This is a genomic window from Nocardiopsis sp. NPDC055824 (genome assembly GCF_053616335.1).
The window spans coordinates 1-15,650 of record NZ_JBSHDN010000163.1; the positions used below are offsets into that span (position 1 = coordinate 1).

13 protein-coding genes are annotated in these 15,650 nt (G+C 74.1%); 8 read left to right on the top strand and 5 right to left on the bottom strand.

Annotated features, from left to right (window positions below):
• The first annotated feature begins 111 nt into the window (after positions 1 to 111).
• From ACWGL3_RS24705 to ACWGL3_RS24715, 3 genes are all read left to right on the top strand, one after another.
• The gene (locus ACWGL3_RS24705) at positions 112 to 681 is read left to right on the top strand and encodes a TetR/AcrR family transcriptional regulator (protein ID WP_267944529.1); all 570 of its coding nucleotides are present in this window, start codon (positions 112 to 114) and stop codon (positions 679 to 681) included.
• A gap of 153 nt (positions 682 to 834) precedes the next feature.
• The gene (locus tag ACWGL3_RS24710; protein ID WP_267944528.1) at positions 835 to 2,019 is read left to right on the top strand and encodes a GDSL-type esterase/lipase family protein; all 1,185 of its coding nucleotides are present in this window, start codon (positions 835 to 837) and stop codon (positions 2,017 to 2,019) included.
• Positions 2,020 to 2,275: 256 nt separating this feature from the next.
• Complete coding sequence (locus ACWGL3_RS24715; protein WP_452461840.1) at positions 2,276 to 2,842, top strand: hypothetical protein; 567 nt, start codon at positions 2,276 to 2,278, stop codon at positions 2,840 to 2,842.
• Positions 2,843 to 3,179: 337 nt separating this feature from the next.
• Here ACWGL3_RS24715 and ACWGL3_RS24720 read toward each other — a convergent pair whose 3' ends face one another.
• Positions 3,180 to 4,100, bottom strand: coding sequence for an NAD(P)H-binding protein (locus ACWGL3_RS24720; protein WP_267944526.1), 921 nt, complete (start codon positions 4,098 to 4,100; stop codon positions 3,180 to 3,182).
• Between the two features lie 80 nt (positions 4,101 to 4,180).
• Here ACWGL3_RS24720 and ACWGL3_RS24725 point away from each other — a divergent pair, with 80 nt between their 5' ends.
• Complete coding sequence (locus ACWGL3_RS24725; protein ID WP_267944525.1) at positions 4,181 to 5,122, top strand: AraC family transcriptional regulator; 942 nt, start codon at positions 4,181 to 4,183, stop codon at positions 5,120 to 5,122.
• A gap of 155 nt (positions 5,123 to 5,277) precedes the next feature.
• On the opposite strand, the gene ACWGL3_RS24730 is transcribed toward ACWGL3_RS24725, so the two are convergent.
• Positions 5,278 to 6,213 carry an aminoglycoside phosphotransferase family protein gene (locus ACWGL3_RS24730; protein WP_267944524.1) on the bottom strand — a complete coding sequence of 312 codons (936 nt, stop codon included), beginning with the start codon at positions 6,211 to 6,213 and terminating at the stop codon, positions 5,278 to 5,280.
• 177 nt (positions 6,214 to 6,390) lie between these two features.
• Positions 6,391 to 7,359: a LysR family transcriptional regulator gene (locus ACWGL3_RS24735; RefSeq protein WP_267944523.1), complete on the bottom strand. Its 969-nt coding sequence runs from the start codon at positions 7,357 to 7,359 to the stop codon at positions 6,391 to 6,393.
• A 38-nt stretch (positions 7,360 to 7,397) separates the two neighbouring features.
• Between ACWGL3_RS24735 and ACWGL3_RS24740 the strand changes: the two genes are divergently transcribed.
• On the top strand, positions 7,398 to 8,258 hold the full coding sequence (locus ACWGL3_RS24740; protein ID WP_267944522.1) for a serine hydrolase: 861 nt from the start codon (positions 7,398 to 7,400) through the stop codon (positions 8,256 to 8,258).
• A gap of 122 nt (positions 8,259 to 8,380) precedes the next feature.
• Positions 8,381 to 9,349: an MBL fold metallo-hydrolase gene (locus ACWGL3_RS24745; protein ID WP_267944521.1), complete on the top strand. Its 969-nt coding sequence runs from the start codon at positions 8,381 to 8,383 to the stop codon at positions 9,347 to 9,349.
• Here ACWGL3_RS24745 and ACWGL3_RS24750 read toward each other — a convergent pair.
• Together ACWGL3_RS24750 and ACWGL3_RS24755 are read right to left on the bottom strand one after the other, a co-directional pair.
• Positions 9,273 to 10,445 carry an endo-1,4-beta-xylanase gene (locus ACWGL3_RS24750; protein WP_431061531.1) on the bottom strand — a complete coding sequence of 391 codons (1,173 nt, stop codon included), beginning with the start codon at positions 10,443 to 10,445 and terminating at the stop codon, positions 9,273 to 9,275. The genes ACWGL3_RS24745 and ACWGL3_RS24750 overlap by 77 nt on opposite strands.
• Positions 10,446 to 10,628: 183 nt before the next feature.
• Complete coding sequence (locus tag ACWGL3_RS24755) at positions 10,629 to 11,882, bottom strand: cytochrome P450 (protein WP_267944520.1); 1,254 nt, start codon at positions 11,880 to 11,882, stop codon at positions 10,629 to 10,631.
• A 584-nt stretch (positions 11,883 to 12,466) separates the two neighbouring features.
• Here ACWGL3_RS24755 and ACWGL3_RS24760 point away from each other — a divergent pair.
• Positions 12,467 to 14,275, top strand: coding sequence for a serine/threonine protein kinase (locus tag ACWGL3_RS24760; RefSeq protein WP_355011848.1), 1,809 nt, complete (start codon positions 12,467 to 12,469; stop codon positions 14,273 to 14,275).
• Positions 14,276 to 14,940: 665 nt separating this feature from the next.
• Positions 14,941 to 15,606, top strand: a complete 666-nt coding sequence (locus tag ACWGL3_RS24765; protein ID WP_267944518.1) for a lytic polysaccharide monooxygenase auxiliary activity family 9 protein — start codon at positions 14,941 to 14,943, stop codon at positions 15,604 to 15,606.
• Positions 15,607 to 15,650 lie beyond the last annotated feature (44 nt).

Consider the following 15,650-nt stretch of genomic DNA (forward strand, 5'->3'; position numbering starts at 1 on the left):
CCTCGCGGACGGCCCGGCCCTTTTCCGTCCCCGTCGGCCTTCGATCTGACGGGACTTGCCTAAAGGCTTTAGGGAGAAGTAGGGTACTTCAAGGCGAACGGAGAAAGCATGATGGCACGCGCGGGACTGACCCCGGAGCGCCTCGCCCGGGAGGGCGCGGAGATGGCCGACGAGGTCGGCTTCGAGAACGTGACCGCCTCGGCGCTGGCCAGGCGGTTCGACGTCAAGGTCGCAAGCCTGTACTCGCACGTGCGCAGCTCCCGGGACCTGAGGACCCGGATCGCGCTGCTCGCCCTGGAGGAGATGGCCGACCGGGCCTCCGAGGCCGTGGCGGGCCGGGCGGGAAAGGACGCCCTCGGCGCTCTCGCGAACGTCTACCGCGACTACGCCCGCGAGCATCCCGGCCGCTACGAGGCGGCCCAGCTCAGACTCGACCCGGAGACGGCGGCCGCCAGCGCCGGCGTCAGGCACGCCCGGACGACCCGGGCGATCCTGCGCGGCTACGAGCTGGACGAACCGGACCAGACCCACGCGGTCCGCCTGCTGGGCAGCGTCTTCCACGGCTACGTGACCCTGGAGATGGGGGGAGGGTTCAGCCACAGCGCCCCCGACACCCAGGAGACCTGGTCGCGGACCATCGACGCCCTCGACGCTCTGCTGCGCAACTGGCCCGCGGCCTGAACTGCGGCGGGCACCCGCCCGCCCCTTGCGCACGGTGCCGGTGCCCAGTTCCGGCACCGGTTCAGGTGAGCTGTCGCCTCGGCGCCGTCCTGCCGTGCCCGGGCGCCGGACCGGCCCACCACGCACACACGACCACCACAGGAGGCCGCCACCATGCACGCCCAGGACGACTGGACCACCACGACCGTCACACCGGAGCTCCTGCGCGGAGCCCTCGACCTGGAGCGCACCGAACGCGGACTGCTCCCGCACAGGCTCCCCGCCCGGGCCCGGGCCCAGTGCGCCGACCCGCAGCTCGCCATGGCGGAGTCCCAGCCCTCCGGGGTGCGCCTGGCCTTCCGCACTCGGGCCACCGCCGTCGAACTCGACACGGTGCCCACCAGACGCGTCTACCCGGGAGCGCCGCCCCGTCCCGCCGGGGTGTACGACCTGCTCGTCGACGGCCGCCTCACCGACCAGGCCGTCGCGACCGGAGGTGACACCCTGCGCGTCGACCTGGCGACCGGCGCCGTGGAGCACAGCCGGGGTCCCGCGGCCACACTCCGCTTCGCCGGCCTGCCCGACCGGGACAAGGACGTCGAGATCTGGCTCCCGCACAACGAGACCACCGAGATCGTCGCCCTGCGGGCCGACGCCCCGATAGCGCCCCTGCCGGACCGGGGACGCCGGGTGTGGCTGCACCACGGCAGTTCCGTCAGCCACGGCTCCGACGCGGCGAGCCCCACCACCACCTGGCCCGCGCTGGCCGCATCGCTCGGCGGCGTGGACCTGGTCAACCTCGGCCTGGGCGGCGGCGCCCTGCTCGACCCCTTCACCGCCCGCGCCATGCGCGACACCGACGCCGACCTGATCAGCGTCAAGATCGGCCTCAACCTGGTCAACGGCGACCTGATGCGCCTGCGCGCCTTCGGCCCCGCGGTGCACGGTTTCCTCGACACGATCCGCGAGGGCCACCCCGAGGCGCCGCTGCTGGTCGTCTCGCCGATCCACTGCGCCATCCACGAGGACACCCCCGGGCCCTGCGGTTTCGACGCCGAGGCCCTCCGGACGGGTGAGCTGCGGTTCCGGGCCAACGGGGACCCGGCCGAGCGGGCCGAGGGCAAGCTGACGCTCACCGTGGTCCGGGAGGAGCTGGCACGGATCGTACGGCAGCGGGCGGCCGAGGACCCGAACCTGCACTACCTGGACGGCCTGGTCCTCTACGGCGGGGCGGACGCCGACGAACTGCCCCTGCCCGACCGGCTCCATCCGGACGCCGCCACGCACCGGCGCATCGGGGAGCGCTTCGCCGGGTTCGCCTTCGGGGAAGGGGGTCCGTTCTCCGGGAAGGCGGCCTGAGCCCCCTCCCGTCCGTCCCGCGGGGCCCGGCGGGCGGTGCCTGCGCCGGACGGCGGACTCGCGTCGCCGGTGAGCGCGCTTAGCACACCGGTCGGCTCCAGGGGTGGATTCGGTGTGATTGGCCGGGTCGGGACAGTCCTGTTACGCAAAGTGAACCAGTGGATACGTTTGTCCCGGCGGTGGTCGTCGGCCGGTTCTGCTCACCGGCCCGGCCGAGCACCGCCACCGGCAGCGCACTGGTACAGGAAGAGGTTGTATGGCCAACGAGATCAGGTTCGGCGACCGGATCCACCTGCTGAACGGCTACAACGGCTGGCACGGCGGTTACCTCGACAGCATCAACCACCGCCCGGCCCCTGCCAAGTACGGGGTGCAGACCGCGGACACCCCCACCCGCGGACCGGGAACCGGGACCTGGGAGATCCTCTCGCCCGAGGGCAGGGCCACCGGTGCGAACGTCCTCAGCGGTGACGTCGTCTGGCTGCGCAACCTCTACGGCGGCGACGGCGGCTACCTCGACACCAACGGCCACGCCAGCAGCACCCAGAAGTCCGCCGGCGCCAAGTACGACGTGTCGACCTCCCAGAGCCGGGACCGCGCCGAGGGCACCGGGCGGTGGCGGATCTTCGCGCAGACCTCCATCCCCACCGACCAGCACGTGCGCACCGGTGACGTGCTCCTGATCTGGAACCTCTACGCCGGCAACGGCGGCTTCCTGGAGACCAACCAGCACTCCACCGAGGGCGACAAGTACGACGTGTGCACCAACGCCTACTTCAACCGCGCCGCGGACGTCGCCTACTGGAAGGCGTCGCGGGCCTGACCGCGAGGGTGTGCCGATAGCGCTCCCGCGCGGAGGGCGTACCCCGGTACCCCGGACCGGCGCGGTGGCGGGGGAGCGCGGGGACCTCCCCGCACCCACGGGCACGCCTCCGCGCACGCACGCCCCCGGCGCTCCTGCCGGGGGCGTGCGTTCCACCTTCAGGCCCGCCGACGCCCCCGGAGGAGCCCGTGGAGGTGCGCCCCCGGGGCCCGCTCCCACCTCCGCCGGCTCGCGGGTGTCAGGACCCGGTCGCGGGCCGCTCCGTCGAGTGCCCGGCGGAGGAGGGCCGGGGGCGGCCCCGGCGTGCACGCCGCCTTCCTCGGCGACTTGCGTGAATCTACGAGGTAAAGGTGGCCGTTCCTCTTTTTTCCGAAACCGATTCGGAACCGACCCAGGCACCCGATGCCACCGCATTCCTCACGTACTCCCCGAAGGCCCGCGGCTCGCGTCCCAGAACCCGCTGGACCCCCTCCGACAGGTGCGCGTCCTTGCCGCGCAGGATGGGGGAGACCGTCGTCGCCAACGCCTCGGCGTCCTCGGCCCCCACCCCCTGGCCGACGAGCTCCGCGACGAACTCCTCCGGTGGGAGCGCGACGTACTCCACCGTCCGTCCGGTGGCCGCGGAGATCTCCGCCGCCACCTCCGCCAGGGTCAGGGCGCGGGGTCCCGACAGTTCGTGGATCAGACCCGCGTGTCCCGTCCCGGTGAGGGCGGCGACGGCCACGTCCGCGATGTCCTCCGCGTCGACGAAACTCGCCGCGCCGTCCCCGGCGGGCAGCCCGATCCTGCCGGAGCCGACCATGTCGGCGAGGAAGCCCTCGTCGAAGTTCTGGGAGAACCATCCCGGCCGGAGGATCGTCCACTCCAGGCCGCTGGAGCGGACGGCCTCCTCGGCGTCCACGAGCGTGCTGCCCGCCAGGGCGTCTCCGGGCAGGTAGTCGGGGTCGTCGATCCCCCGGCCGGAGAGGAGCACGAGCCTGCGCAGTCCTGCGGCCTCGGCCTGCTCGACGAAGGGCCGTACGACCGGTGCGGGGTCGAAGGGGACCACGTAGGCCGTCTCCACGCCCTCCAAGGCAGGGCCCCACGTGGTGCGGTCGTTCCAGTCGAAGGGCCATGCCCCGGAGCGCGACGCCGCGCGCACCTCGTGTCCGGCTGCGCGCAGCCGCGCCGCCACCCTCCGGCCCGTCTTGCCCGTGGCGCCGACCACCAGGACCGGTCGCCGGGCCGTGCTTCGCGCAGTGTTCCGTGTGTCTGTCATGCCCTGAGTCAACCGGAGGAGAGTGAGACGATCCATGGTTGAAAGCCTCACTCCGATGTCTTCGCGTCTAAGGTGGGGACATGGATGCTCTCGCTGACCTGTTGGACGGAGTCCGGGCCCGGGGGGCCCTGTTCAGCCAGTCGATCATGGCCCCTCCCTGGGCCGTGCGCTTCGAGAACCGGTCGCCGTTGAGCGTGGCCACCATGGTGCGCGGGCGTGGCTGGGTCGTTCCGGCGCACGGCGAACCGGTCGCGCTCGGCACCGGTGACGTCGCGATCGTGCGCGGTCCCGATCCGTACACCGTGGCGGACCGTCCGGACACCCGGCCCACCTGCCTGGTGCACGGCGCCGACCTCTGTACGACCCCAGAGGGGGAGGAGTTCGACGAGGGGGCCCTGCTCGGGCCGCGCACCTACGGGGACCGCCCCGACGCCCCGGACCGGTTGCTCGGGGCCTCGTACGAGGTCGGGGGAGAGGTCAGCCGGCGCCTGCTCTCCGCCCTCCCCGAGGTGCTGGTGGTGCCGGCGGACGACTGCCACCGCCCTGTCACCTCCATGATCGCCGAGGAGGTCGTCTGCCGGGCGCCCGGGCAGCAGGTGGTCCTGGACCGCCTGCTGGACCTGCTGCTCATCTCCACCCTGCGTGCGTGGTTCGACCGCCCCGGCACCCGGGCCCCCTCCTGGTACGCCGCCATGGGCGATCCTGTGGTGGGCCGGGCCCTGCGGCTGCTCCACGACGCCCCGGCGCGCCCGTGGACGGTCGCCGCCCTGGCGGACGGCTGCGGGGTCTCCCGGGCCTCGCTGGCGCGCCGGTTCACGTCGCTGGTCGGAGAGCCGCCCATGGCGTACCTGACCGGTTGGCGTATCGCCAGGGCGGCCGACCTGCTGCGCGGAGGGGACGCCACGGTCGCCTCGATCGCCCGGAGCGTGGGCTACGCGAACACGTTCGCGCTGAGCGTGGCGTTCAAGCGCCTGCGCGGTGTGAGTCCCACCGAGTACCGCCGGGCGCTCGTCGCCGCCTGAGCGGTTCGCCGGTCCCGGGTGCGGGCGCCTCGGCCCGGGAGGGCGGGACGCCGCTGCGGGGGCGGCCCGCCCACGCCCCGGCCCGGACGTGTCGGCCGGGAGGGGCCGGGGCACGCTCGCCGGGCGGCGGGCCCTGCCGCCGCCCGCCGGGTGCCTCACCCGGTCAGGGCGTCGGCGACGGCCCTGGTGGCGCCGAACCGTGTGCGCTTTCCCTCCTCCAGCTGCCAGAGGCAGTCCTCCAGGGCGCGGACGAGGGTCCAGGCGCGGGCGCGGTCCCGGTCGATGCCTGCGGCGCCGGTCAGCCGGTCGAACCTGCGGCGTACGGAGGCGGGGGCGCCGCCGGGGGCCGCCTCCTCGGCGAACCTGTTGCGGAGCGCGGGCATCAGCTCGTATCCGGGGTCGCCGACGAGCGGTTTGGGGTCGATGGCGACCCAGGGGTCGGGGCGTGTGCCGGGCAGGGGTGCGAGGACGTTGGCGTAGTGCAGGTCCCAGTGCAGGAGCCGGTCGCCGGGTTCGTCGGCCATCTCCCGGGCGACCGCCGTCCAGCGGGCCAGGGAACGGCGTGCGCGGCTGTCGATCCGTTCGTCGGTCAGGAAGGGGCGGACACGTTCCACCAGGGACCGGGTCATGGTTGCGAGCCTGCGTACCCCGGCCGGTCCGGGGTGCGCGCCGAGCCGGGCGAGGAGTTCGCCGACGGTGGTGAGGGCCTGGTCCAGGGGTGCGTGTTCGAGGGTGCGGGTGGGGTCGAGGGCTTCGAGGAGCAGGGCACCGGTGTCCGGGTCGTGGTCCAGGAGGCGGACGGCTCCGTCTCCCGCCCAGGCGCGCAGGGCCCGGGGTTCGCCCTCGGTCTCTTCGTCGACGGGTTGCATCTTGAGCACGGCGGGGGCGCCGTCGGCGCGCCGCACCGGGACCACGAGGGCGACCATGCCGTGCATGGGCGTGCCCGTGGGGTGCAGGTTCCACCGTCGGAGCAGGTGTGCGGTCAGTGCGGGCAGGCCGGAGGTCCACTCGGTGCCGAACTCGCGGTCCAGGAGCGGCGCCAGGGTCTCGGGGACCCTGATGGGGTGTGGTGGGGGTGTTGTCTCGTGCACGGGTTCCTCTTCTTCGTCGTCGGTTCCGGCGGTGACGAAGAAGGGCGGGGGGCCACGGGTCTAAGGCATGCCGAACACCTCACGGCTCGTCGGCGGTCACGGACGGCACGACCCTACCGGCGCCGTCCGTGCGGCGCTTCCCATTGGGGGGTGTCCGGCGGGGCGCCGGCCGGGTTCTCACCGGGGGCGGGTGAGGGTTCCGCCTCCGTAGACCAGTGACCAGGGGCGTTCCCCGTGGGGGTCGGCGAGGGCGCTGCGGGGGTGTTCGGCGAGTACCCGTGCGGCCACCTCGGCGAAGGCGGGGGCGGCCGGGTGGGCGTCCCGGGCGGGGCGTACCGCCTCCGTGTTCCGGAGCAGGGGTGCGCCCTCCAGCGGGCGCCAGGCCAGGCGGGGCTCCCGTGCGGCCACCCGTGCGCTCTCCAGTCCCACGCCGAGGCCTGCCAGGACCAGGCCCAGCAGGAATCCCGCGTCGCCGGCCTCCCGGACCCTGGGAGGCGTCCATCCGTGTGCCCGGCACACGGACAGGACGCGCTCGAACCAGGCGGGGTCCGAGCGGCGCGCGGACAGGACGAGTTCGCGGTCGGCCAGGTCGGCGAGGGCGACGGGGGCGGAGTGCGGTGGCGCCTCGGCCCGGGGGAGCACCGCGCCCAGCTCCTCCCGGAGCACCGGTTCGCCGAGCAGGCCGGAGCCCTCGAAGGGTGTGGTGAGGAGGCCGGTGTCGACGGTGCCCTCGCCCAGGGCGCGCACGAGTTCGGCGCCGGTCATCTCGCACAGGTCGACGTCCAGTCCGGGGGCGTGTTCGGCCATGCCCCGGAGGAGGCCGCGCAGTGCCGTCGCCGGGGTGCCGGGTCGTACAGCGGCCCGGAGGGTGCCGAGTTCGCCGTCGCGTGTGCGGCGCATGGTCTCCCTGAGCCGGGCCTCGCCCGCGACGAGGTCGCGGGCCTGGGAGATCAGGAGGCGTCCGGCGGGGGTGAGGGAGACCCGGCGGCGTGACCGGTCGAAGAGGGTGACGCCCAGTTCCTCCTCCAGCCGGCGCACCGATTGGCTCAGGGCCGGCTGGGCGATGCCCAGCTCGACCGCCGCCTCGCCGAAGTGGCCTTCGCGTGCCACGACCAGGAAGTACCGCAGGTGTCGTCCGAGATCCACGGCCAGACACTAGCGGAAGGGGTTGTAGCGTGAGCGCCGTGACCACCACCGACGCCCCTGCCGTGCGCGTGCACGTTCGCGAGGTCGACGGGACCCGTGAGTGGGGGCGCCTCGCGGACGTCCCCGTCGTGCTGGCCTCCGTCGCCAAGGTCCTCATCGTCCTGGAGTTCGCCCGTCAGGCCGGGGCGGGGATCCTGGATCCGGCCGAGCGGGTCGTGGCGCGGCGCGCGGACCGCCTGGGCGGGTCGGGCATCGCGGACTTCGCCGACGACGTCGAGTTGTCCCTGCGCGACTGCGCCCACCTGGCGATGACCGTCAGCGACAACACGGCGGCCGACCTGCTCGTGGACCGGGTGGGCGTGGAGCCCGTCCAGCTGCTGGCGGCCGAGCTGGGGCTGGGTTCCACCCGTTTCACGGGCGGTCCCCGGGACCTGTTGCGGATCCTGTTGGAGGAGGGCGGGCCGGGGGGTGCGGGTTCCGCGGTCCTGCCGGCCGGTGTGCTGGGGCGCGTCACGTCCGGCACGCCGGCGGATCTGACGCGGCTCCTGCGGCTGGTGTGGACGGACGGGGCCGCGCAGCCGGAGGCGTGCGCGTTCGTCCGCGATCTCATGGCGCGCCAGCTCGTGCGTACGCGGATCGCGTCGGGGTTCGGTCCGGGGGTGCGGGTGAGTGCCAAGTCCGGCACGCTGCCGGGGCTTCGTGCGGAGGCGGGCGTGGTGGAGTACCCGGACGGTGCGCGCTATGCCGTGGCGGTGTGCGCGGTCGGCCCCGACCCGGGGAGGACGGGGCTGGAGGCGGACCTGGCGCTGGGGCGTGCGGCGCGCGGTGCGGTGGAGCGGCTGCGCCGGGTTTCCGGGCTGCCCGCGGCGGGGCGGACCGGGGTGGACCGGGGCCGATAGGCGAACGCCTATGGTCGGGTGCCGCCTGCTTATTGGACGCCTGTTCGGAGCCCGTGTTTGGCTGTGCGCCGTTCGGTCCACCGGGGCCGGGCTCGGGAGCGGGTGGAAGAGGTGACCGGCGCATGGCGATCGGACGACGGGGTTTCCTGCGGGGTGCGGTGGCGGCGGGGGCGCTCACGCCCTTGCTGTCGGGGGCGGCGGGTGCGGTGGCGGGGGCGCCGTCGGAGTCCTCGGGCGGGGGGTCGGGTGCGACGTTCCGGTGGCTGGGGACCAGTGGTTGGCGCATCGATGTCCCGGGGCGGGCGCCGATTCTGGTGGATCCGTTCCTCACCCGGTTCTCCACCGGCCTGTTCGACCCCGAGCGGGGGTTCGACGCCGCGACGGAGCTGGTCGTGGACCCGGTGCTCGTGGACGAGCACACCGCCGACCTCGGTGAGGACGGCGTCGTCCTGGTGACCCACAGCCACTGGGACCACTTCTCCGACGTCCCCCACATCGCGACCACGACGGGGGCGCGGGTCGTGGGGACCCTGACGACGTACCACCTGGCCCGGGCGATGGGGGTTCCCGCGGGCCAGGTGTCCACGGTGCGGGGCGGGGAGGTTCTGGACTTCGGCGGGTGCGTGGTGGAGGTCGTCCGGGCGCTGCACAGCCGCAACGCCTCCAGGTCGGTGCTCTTCCCCGGGGTGCGCGTCGGTGTCCCCGAGGCCCCGGTCACGGTCGCGGACCTGCCGGAGGGCGACACCCTCGCCTTCCAGGTGCGGCCGGGGTCGGGGCCGTCGGTGTTCTTGATGGGGGCGAGCGACTTCGCGGAGCGGGAGGTGGCGGGGCTGGCGCCGGACGTGGCGATGGTCGCGCTGCCGTCGACCTCCAGTACGCACGAGTACGTGCCGCGGCTCATCGAGGCGCTGGACAGGCCGGCCACGGTCGTGCCCGTGCACTGGGACCACTTCGAGCGGGAGTTGGTGAACCCGCCCCTGGACGGGACGGGGGAGGGGATGGGTGTGGAGGAGTTCACGGCGGAGGTGTTGCGGGTCGCTCCGCGGACGCGGGTCGTGGTTCCCGAATACCTGGTCCCTTTGAGTTTTTGAGCCGTGTCCTGTGGCCCGGGGGCGTGCGCGGGGTCGTCCGGCCCGGTCGGGTCCCTGTCCGGCGTCGTTCCAGGGCCTGCGCCATGCCTGCCAGGGCGGGTTTGGGCCGGTAGGAGCCGTCGAAGGGCAGGGCCGCGGTGTAGCCGGGGAACCACTCGGGGATCCAGGAGTGCTGGTCGCTGACGCCCCACACCGTGACGTTGACGCACCGGGGCACGTCCAGGCAGGCCTGGACCACCCGCCGGTACTCCCGGGCCTGTTCCTCCAGCTGTTCCTGTCCGGCCGGTTCGGGTATGCGCACGTCGAGTTCGCTGACGGTGACGTCCAGGCCGAGGTCGCTGTAGCGGCGCATCTGCTCGGTGAGGTCCTCGGGGACGGAGCCGTGGACGAAGTGTCCCTGGAAGCCGATGCCGTGCAGCGGCACGCCGCGGTCCAGCAGGTCGGTCACCAGGGTGTGGAGGGCGTCGGCCTTGGGGCCGGCGCCCTCGATGCCGAACTCGTTGATGTAGAGCCTGGCCCCGGGGTCGGCCTCGTGGGCCATGCGCAGCGCCTCGGCGATGTAGTCCTCGCCCAGGACCCGGTGCCACAGGTTGTCCCGCAGCCGGGGGCCGTCGTCGACGAGGGGTTCGTTGATGACGTCCCAGGTGGTGATCCTGCCCCGGTAGCGGCCCAGCAGCGCGTCCGTGTGCTCGCGCATCACCTCGCGCAGCTCCGTGCCGGTCCAGGTCCCCTCGGACAGCCAGGGCGGCTGCTGGTTGTGCCAGAGCAGGGTGTGGCCGCGCACGCCGAGGCCGTGGCGTCGGGCGAAGTCCACCACCGCGTCGGGGCCGCTCCAGTCGAACTCGTCCCGCTCGGGCTGCACGTACTCCCACTTCATGGTGTTCTCCGCGGTGACGGAGGTGTAGTTGGAGGTGACCACGTCCTGGTAGCCGCCGTCGCGGGCCAGCGGGTCCACGGCCACGGCCACCCCCAGGCCGATGCCGTGCGAGCGGGCCAGCGCGGGGAGTTCGCCGACCGGCGCCCGGTCGGGCAGGGCGAGGAGCAGGGTCGCGGTGACCGTGAGGACCGCCGCGCCCAGGGCGCCGGCGGTCAGCAGCGCGCCCCTTGCCCGGGTGGGGGCCCGGCGGGCGCCGGGGGCCGTGTCGTGCCTGTGGTCCGCCGGTGTGCCGTGTTCCTCGGGTTCTCGCGGGCTCGGTTCCACCGGGGTTCCTCTCGCTGGGCCTGTGTGCCGGTGGGGCACGCCGGGGTCGGGTCGCGCGTGTCGTGCGGGGGTTCCTCCTCAGGGGGTGCCGGTGGTGACGGGGAACCGGGACAGGGAGCGTACGACGGTGGTGCCGCGGCGGGTGGGGACGGCGGTGGGGCGCAGGCGCGGGAGCCGTTCGGCGAGGGCGCGCAGGGCGATCTCGCCCTCGAGGCGGGCCAGCGGGGCTCCCAGGCAGTAGTGGGCGCCGCTGGAGAAGGAGAGGTGGTCGGAGGCGTCCTCGCGGGTGATGTCGAACCGGTCGGGGTCCTCGAAGCGGTCCGGGTCGCGGTTGGCGGACCCGATCAGGCACAGCGCGTAGTCGCCCGGTTGCAGTCGCCTGCCCTGCACGGTCGACTCGGTGTGCGCCCATCTGGTGGTCATCTGCACCGGTGAGTCGAAGCGCAGGACCTCTTCCACGGCCCCCGGCGCCAGGCCGGGGTCCTGCACCAGCCGTTCCCACTGTTCGCGGTGGCGCAGCAGGGCCATGACCCCGTTCCCGATCAGGTTGACCGTGGTCTCGAACCCGGCGACCAGCAGCAGGCGGCACATCGCGCGCAGTGCGGCGGGGGTGAGCGCGCCGTCGTCGGCCTCGGCGACCAGGGCGGAGATCACGTCCTCGCGGGGGCGGGTGCGCCGTTCGGCCATGAGCCGGTCGAAGAGGGCGTCCAGTTCGGCCGAGGCCTTGTCGATCCGGCGCAGGTGGCCCGCCGAGCGGGCGCCGTCCAGGGCGCCGCCGATGGTGTGGCCGATCTGGACGAACCGGGCGTCGTCGGACTCGGGGATGCCCAGGAGGCGGCTGATCACCGCGATCGGCAGGGGTTGGGCGAAGTCGCGCATGAGGTCGAAGTCGCGCCGGGCGGTCGCCGTGTCGAGGAGTTCGTGGGTGATCTTCTCGATCTCGGTGCGGTACCCGGCCATGCGGCTCGGGCTGAAGGCGGGGCGGGCGAGGGCGCGCAGACGGGTGTGCTCGGGCGGGTCGAGCGTGAGGAAGGACAGGTCGATGATGTCGAACTGTCCGGGGAGGGCGGCCCCGGCGGGCGGTTGCACGCCGAAGTCCCGGCTGCGCAGGAGGGTGCTCACCGCCTCGTAGGTGTTGGCGGAGCGGAAGCCGAGCTTGCTGGTGGTGAAGGGGCCCTGGGAGCGCATCCGCCGGAAGGTCGGGTAGGGGTTGTCGCGCCAGGGGTGGTGCAGGAGGCGGCTGGGGTGGTCGCCCGTCTGCGCGGACAGCCATGACAGGCTGTGGGCCGCGCGCAGCCGGGCGTCGATGCGCAGTGCGTCGATGGTCTGCATGGCCGTGTGGTCCTCTCCTCGGTGCTCCGGCGTTCCCGGCCCGGGCGGGCGGGCCCGTCCTCGCACGCAGTGCGGCGGGGGAGCGGCTGTCGGGTGGCGGGCCGGGGTCGCTGTGCCGTTCCGAGGGGGCCGGGCCGGAGGGCGCGTACCCGGTCCCCCGTTCCCTCGCGCACGCGTCCCCCGCCCCGCGGGCGCGGCGGGGGCCGCCGTGGCGGTCCTGTGCCGGGCCGGACGCCGTCCCCGGGCCGGCGTCCGCGGCGTCCTCCGTGCGAGTGGGGGTGATGTGGACGACCCTAGGTGTGACGTGAGGGCCGCAGCCACTGCGTGCGGCAACTTGGCCGGTGGCGGCCAGGGGGGAACTTCGCGGTCGGCCGGGGCGTTTCCGGCAGGGTCCGGCGAACGGCGGACACGCGCCCCCGCTTCCGGGAGGGAGGGGTGCCGTGTCGGCCGAACCCCCTAGACTGGGCCCCTTCCCGCGCGGACGCGGGGGTCGGTCCGCGGTCGGCGCGCCACCCGCCGTTGGCTACGATCGCGGGGGTCCCGGGAGCGCAGTCGCGGGACGACAGTCGCGGCAGAGTCGGAGGATGAGGACGTTGGGTCCCCTAGAGAACACTGACCCCGAACGCATTGGCCGGTACCGGCTGATCGGGCGCCTGGGCGCCGGCGGCATGGGGCAGGTGTTCTTCGGACGCTCGGCCGCCGGCCGGGCCGTCGCGGTCAAGCGCATCCATCCGCACCTGGCCGCGGACGCCTCCTTCCGCCAGCGCTTCGCGCGCGAGGTCACCGCGGCCCGCCAGGTGAGCGGGGCGTTCACCGCCCCGGTGATCGACGCGGGTCCCGACGACGAGGTGCCGTGGCTGGTCACCTCCTACGTTCCCTCGCTGCCCCTGGACGAGGCGGTGCAGGCGTACGGGCCGCTCCCGGAGGCGAGTGTGCGGGTGCTCGCCGCGGGGCTCGCCGAGGCGCTCGTGGAGATCCACCGGGTCGGCCTGATCCACCGCGACCTGAAGCCGGGCAACGTGCTGCTGTCCGAGGACGGGCCGCGGGTGATCGACTTCGGCATCGCCCGTGCCACGGACGGCACGGCCGCCACCCAGTCCATCATCGGGACCCCGGGGTTCATGAGCCCCGAGCAGGTGCAGGGGGAGCACCTGACGCCTGCCGGCGACCTGTTCGCCTACGGCGCCGTCCTGGCCTTCGCGGCGTCGGGCACCGGGCCCTTCGGCGAGGGCAACATGCCCACCATGGTCATGCGCATCATCAGCCGGGAGCCCGACCTGTCGGCGGTGCCCGAGAGCCTGCGCCACCTGGTCGCCGCCTGCCTGTCCAAGGACCCGCAGGGGCGGCCCGGGCCGGGCGAGATCCTCGACTACCTGGGCGATGTGCACGCCGGGGCGTCCTGGCTGCCCCCGGCGGTGATGGCGGGTGTGCAGGAGCAGGTGGCCAAGGTCAACCGGGCGCTGGCGACCTCGGCGGGGGACCCGCAGGCCACCGGCGGCCACCAGCGCACGGAGGTGCTCGGCGCCGGCGGCGCGGCCGCCCTGGGCGGTGCGGCCGGGGCCCTGGGGGGAGCCGCCGCGGCGGGGGCGTTCGGCGACGACCAGGCCACCCGGGTCGCGGGCACGCAGGGCGCCGGCCACGGGGCGGGTTCCGCGCCGGGCGGGTACCAGCCCACGGCGCAGTTCCCGCCCACGCAGCAGCAGCCCGGACAGACGGCCTCCCCGTACGGGCAGGGGGCCACGTCCCAGTACCAGCAGGGGCAGGCGTACGGCGACCAGGGCGCGGACGACCCCTACGCCGACCTGTACGGCGGGCCCCGCGGCGGGCGTGCCGACACCGGCGCCCACCAGCGGCGCCAGGAGGAGGAGCGCCGCCGGCAGCAGGAGGAGCAGCGCCGCCTGGCCGCGGAGCAGCAGCGCCAGCAGGAGGAGCAGCGCCGCCGCATGGAGGAGCAGAGGATCGAGGAGCGCCGCCGGCAGGAGGCCGAGCGCGTGCACCGCGACCGCCTGCGCGCGGAGCAGGACGCGGCCCGCAGGGCGCAGTCCGAGGCGCGCCGGGCCGACCAGCCCGGCCTGTGGGGTTTCGTCAAGCTCCTGCCGCTGCTGATCCTGCCGCTGATCCAGATCCCGCTGGGGTACGGTGCGGCCCTGGCGTGGGCGTGGTTCACGACCGAGACGGATGTGTGGACCGGTTCGGCCTACTACTTCGAGCCGCTGTCGATGGACGGGTTCTGGCACGCGACGATGCTGGGCTACTTCCTCCTCAACAACCTGGTGTCGCTGGAGTTCCTGGTGCGTTCGCTGCGCACCTCGTTCGTCACGGGGGCGGTGCTCGCCCTGGGCGTCGTCGCGGCGACCAACGGCCTGCTGTACAGCTTCGGTTTCTGGGGCTGACCGGGGAGGGTGCCCCCCCGGGGGCACCGGTCCGGCCGGGCGGCCGCCCGGGGAGGGGGCGGGGCGGTCCCCGTCGGCGGGGAGGCCCCGGCCATGTCCCCGGGCCCCTCGTGCACGGGGGCCGCGCCACCCAGTGCGGTGCGCGTCGGCGGGCCTCGCCGGACACGGTTCCGAATACTTCCCTGAGGGTGCGAACACACTGACCTTTGCGCACTCCGGCGTTCGCGGCGGTGGGCTCGCGCGGAGGCGGCCCCGGGTGTCCGGGCGGTGGTCGGCGCACGTCAGGGGAGCCCGGTCCGTGCGAGGGCGGACGGGGTTCCGCAAGGGCCTGTAGCTCAGCGTGTCCGGTTCGATCCGTACCGCGAAAATTCTTCTCCAGGACCCGTTGTGGGCCTGTGTCGTTCCTGTTAACTTGCACCGTGCAAGGCCATGGGAGCGTTCCCAAAATGAATGCCCGTTCATGGTGCTCACGAAAGTCCCGATACGCCCCCGCCCCCGTCGGGGCGGCGCAGCCGATTCCTCGGCGGGCGCCGCCATCGTGCGAGGAAAAGGGGCGGTCGGGGCAGCCCTGCCGGGGCCCTCGCCGGGTCCACCCGGAACGGGCAGGGCGAGGAGCCGCCGGGAGGCCGGGCGGACAGGCCCGCAGACGGAAAGGAAGACCCCCCGTGAAGACTGTGACCAAGGCGGGCGCGATCGCCGCGGCCGGCACCCTCGCAGGTGCGCTGGCCGTGTCGCTCGCCCCGCAGCCCGCCGCCGCCCACGGCGCGTTCACCTACCCCGCCAGCCGCACCTACGCCTGCTACGTCGACGGACTCGAGGGCGGCGCGGGCGGCAACGTCGAGCCGACCAACCCCGCCTGCGCCGACGCCCTGGCCGAGGGCGGCTCGTACCCGTTCTGGAACTGGTTCGGCAACCTCATCGGCGACGCCGACGGCCGCCACCAGGAGGTCGTGGCCGACGGCGAGCTGTGCGGGCCCACTCCCGCCTTCTCCGCGTTCAACGCGGCGCGCACCGACTGGCCGACCACCGGCCTGCCCTCGGGGCAGACGGTCGAGTTCCACCACAACGCCTGGGCCCAGCACCCGGGTACGTTCTTCACCTACGTCACCGAGGAGGGGTGGGACCCCGGCTCCCCGCTCGCCTGGGACGACCTGGAGCTCATCGACGAGGTGACCGACCCGCCGCTGCGCCAGGGCGGCGTCCAGGGCGCCGAGTACTACTGGGACGTCGACCTGCCCGAGCGGCAGGGCCAGCACATCGTGTACGTGGTGTGGGAGCGCTCGGACAGCCCCGAGGCGTTCTACAACTGCTCGGACGTCGTCTTCGGGTGATCCGCCGCCCCGGCCGTGCCGTTCCCCCCGCGCGGGGGGAACGG

Bases quoted from the DNA above. Each gene is read 5' to 3' on its own strand.
- ACWGL3_RS24705 (WP_267944529.1), top strand. From the start codon at position 112: ATGGCACGCGCGGGACTGACCCCGGAGCGCCTCGCCCGGGAGGGCGCG.
- ACWGL3_RS24710 (WP_267944528.1), top strand. From the start codon at position 835: ATGCACGCCCAGGACGACTGGACCACCACGACCGTCACACCGGAGCTC.
- ACWGL3_RS24715 (WP_452461840.1), top strand. From the start codon at position 2,276: ATGGCCAACGAGATCAGGTTCGGCGACCGGATCCACCTGCTGAACGGC.
- ACWGL3_RS24720 (WP_267944526.1), bottom strand. From the start codon at position 4,100: ATGACAGACACACGGAACACTGCGCGAAGCACGGCCCGGCGACCGGTC.
- ACWGL3_RS24725 (WP_267944525.1), top strand. From the start codon at position 4,181: ATGGATGCTCTCGCTGACCTGTTGGACGGAGTCCGGGCCCGGGGGGCC.
- ACWGL3_RS24745 (WP_267944521.1), top strand. From the start codon at position 8,381: ATGGCGATCGGACGACGGGGTTTCCTGCGGGGTGCGGTGGCGGCGGGG.
- ACWGL3_RS24755 (WP_267944520.1), bottom strand. From the start codon at position 11,882: ATGCAGACCATCGACGCACTGCGCATCGACGCCCGGCTGCGCGCGGCC.
- ACWGL3_RS24760 (WP_355011848.1), top strand. From the start codon at position 12,467: ATGAGGACGTTGGGTCCCCTAGAGAACACTGACCCCGAACGCATTGGC.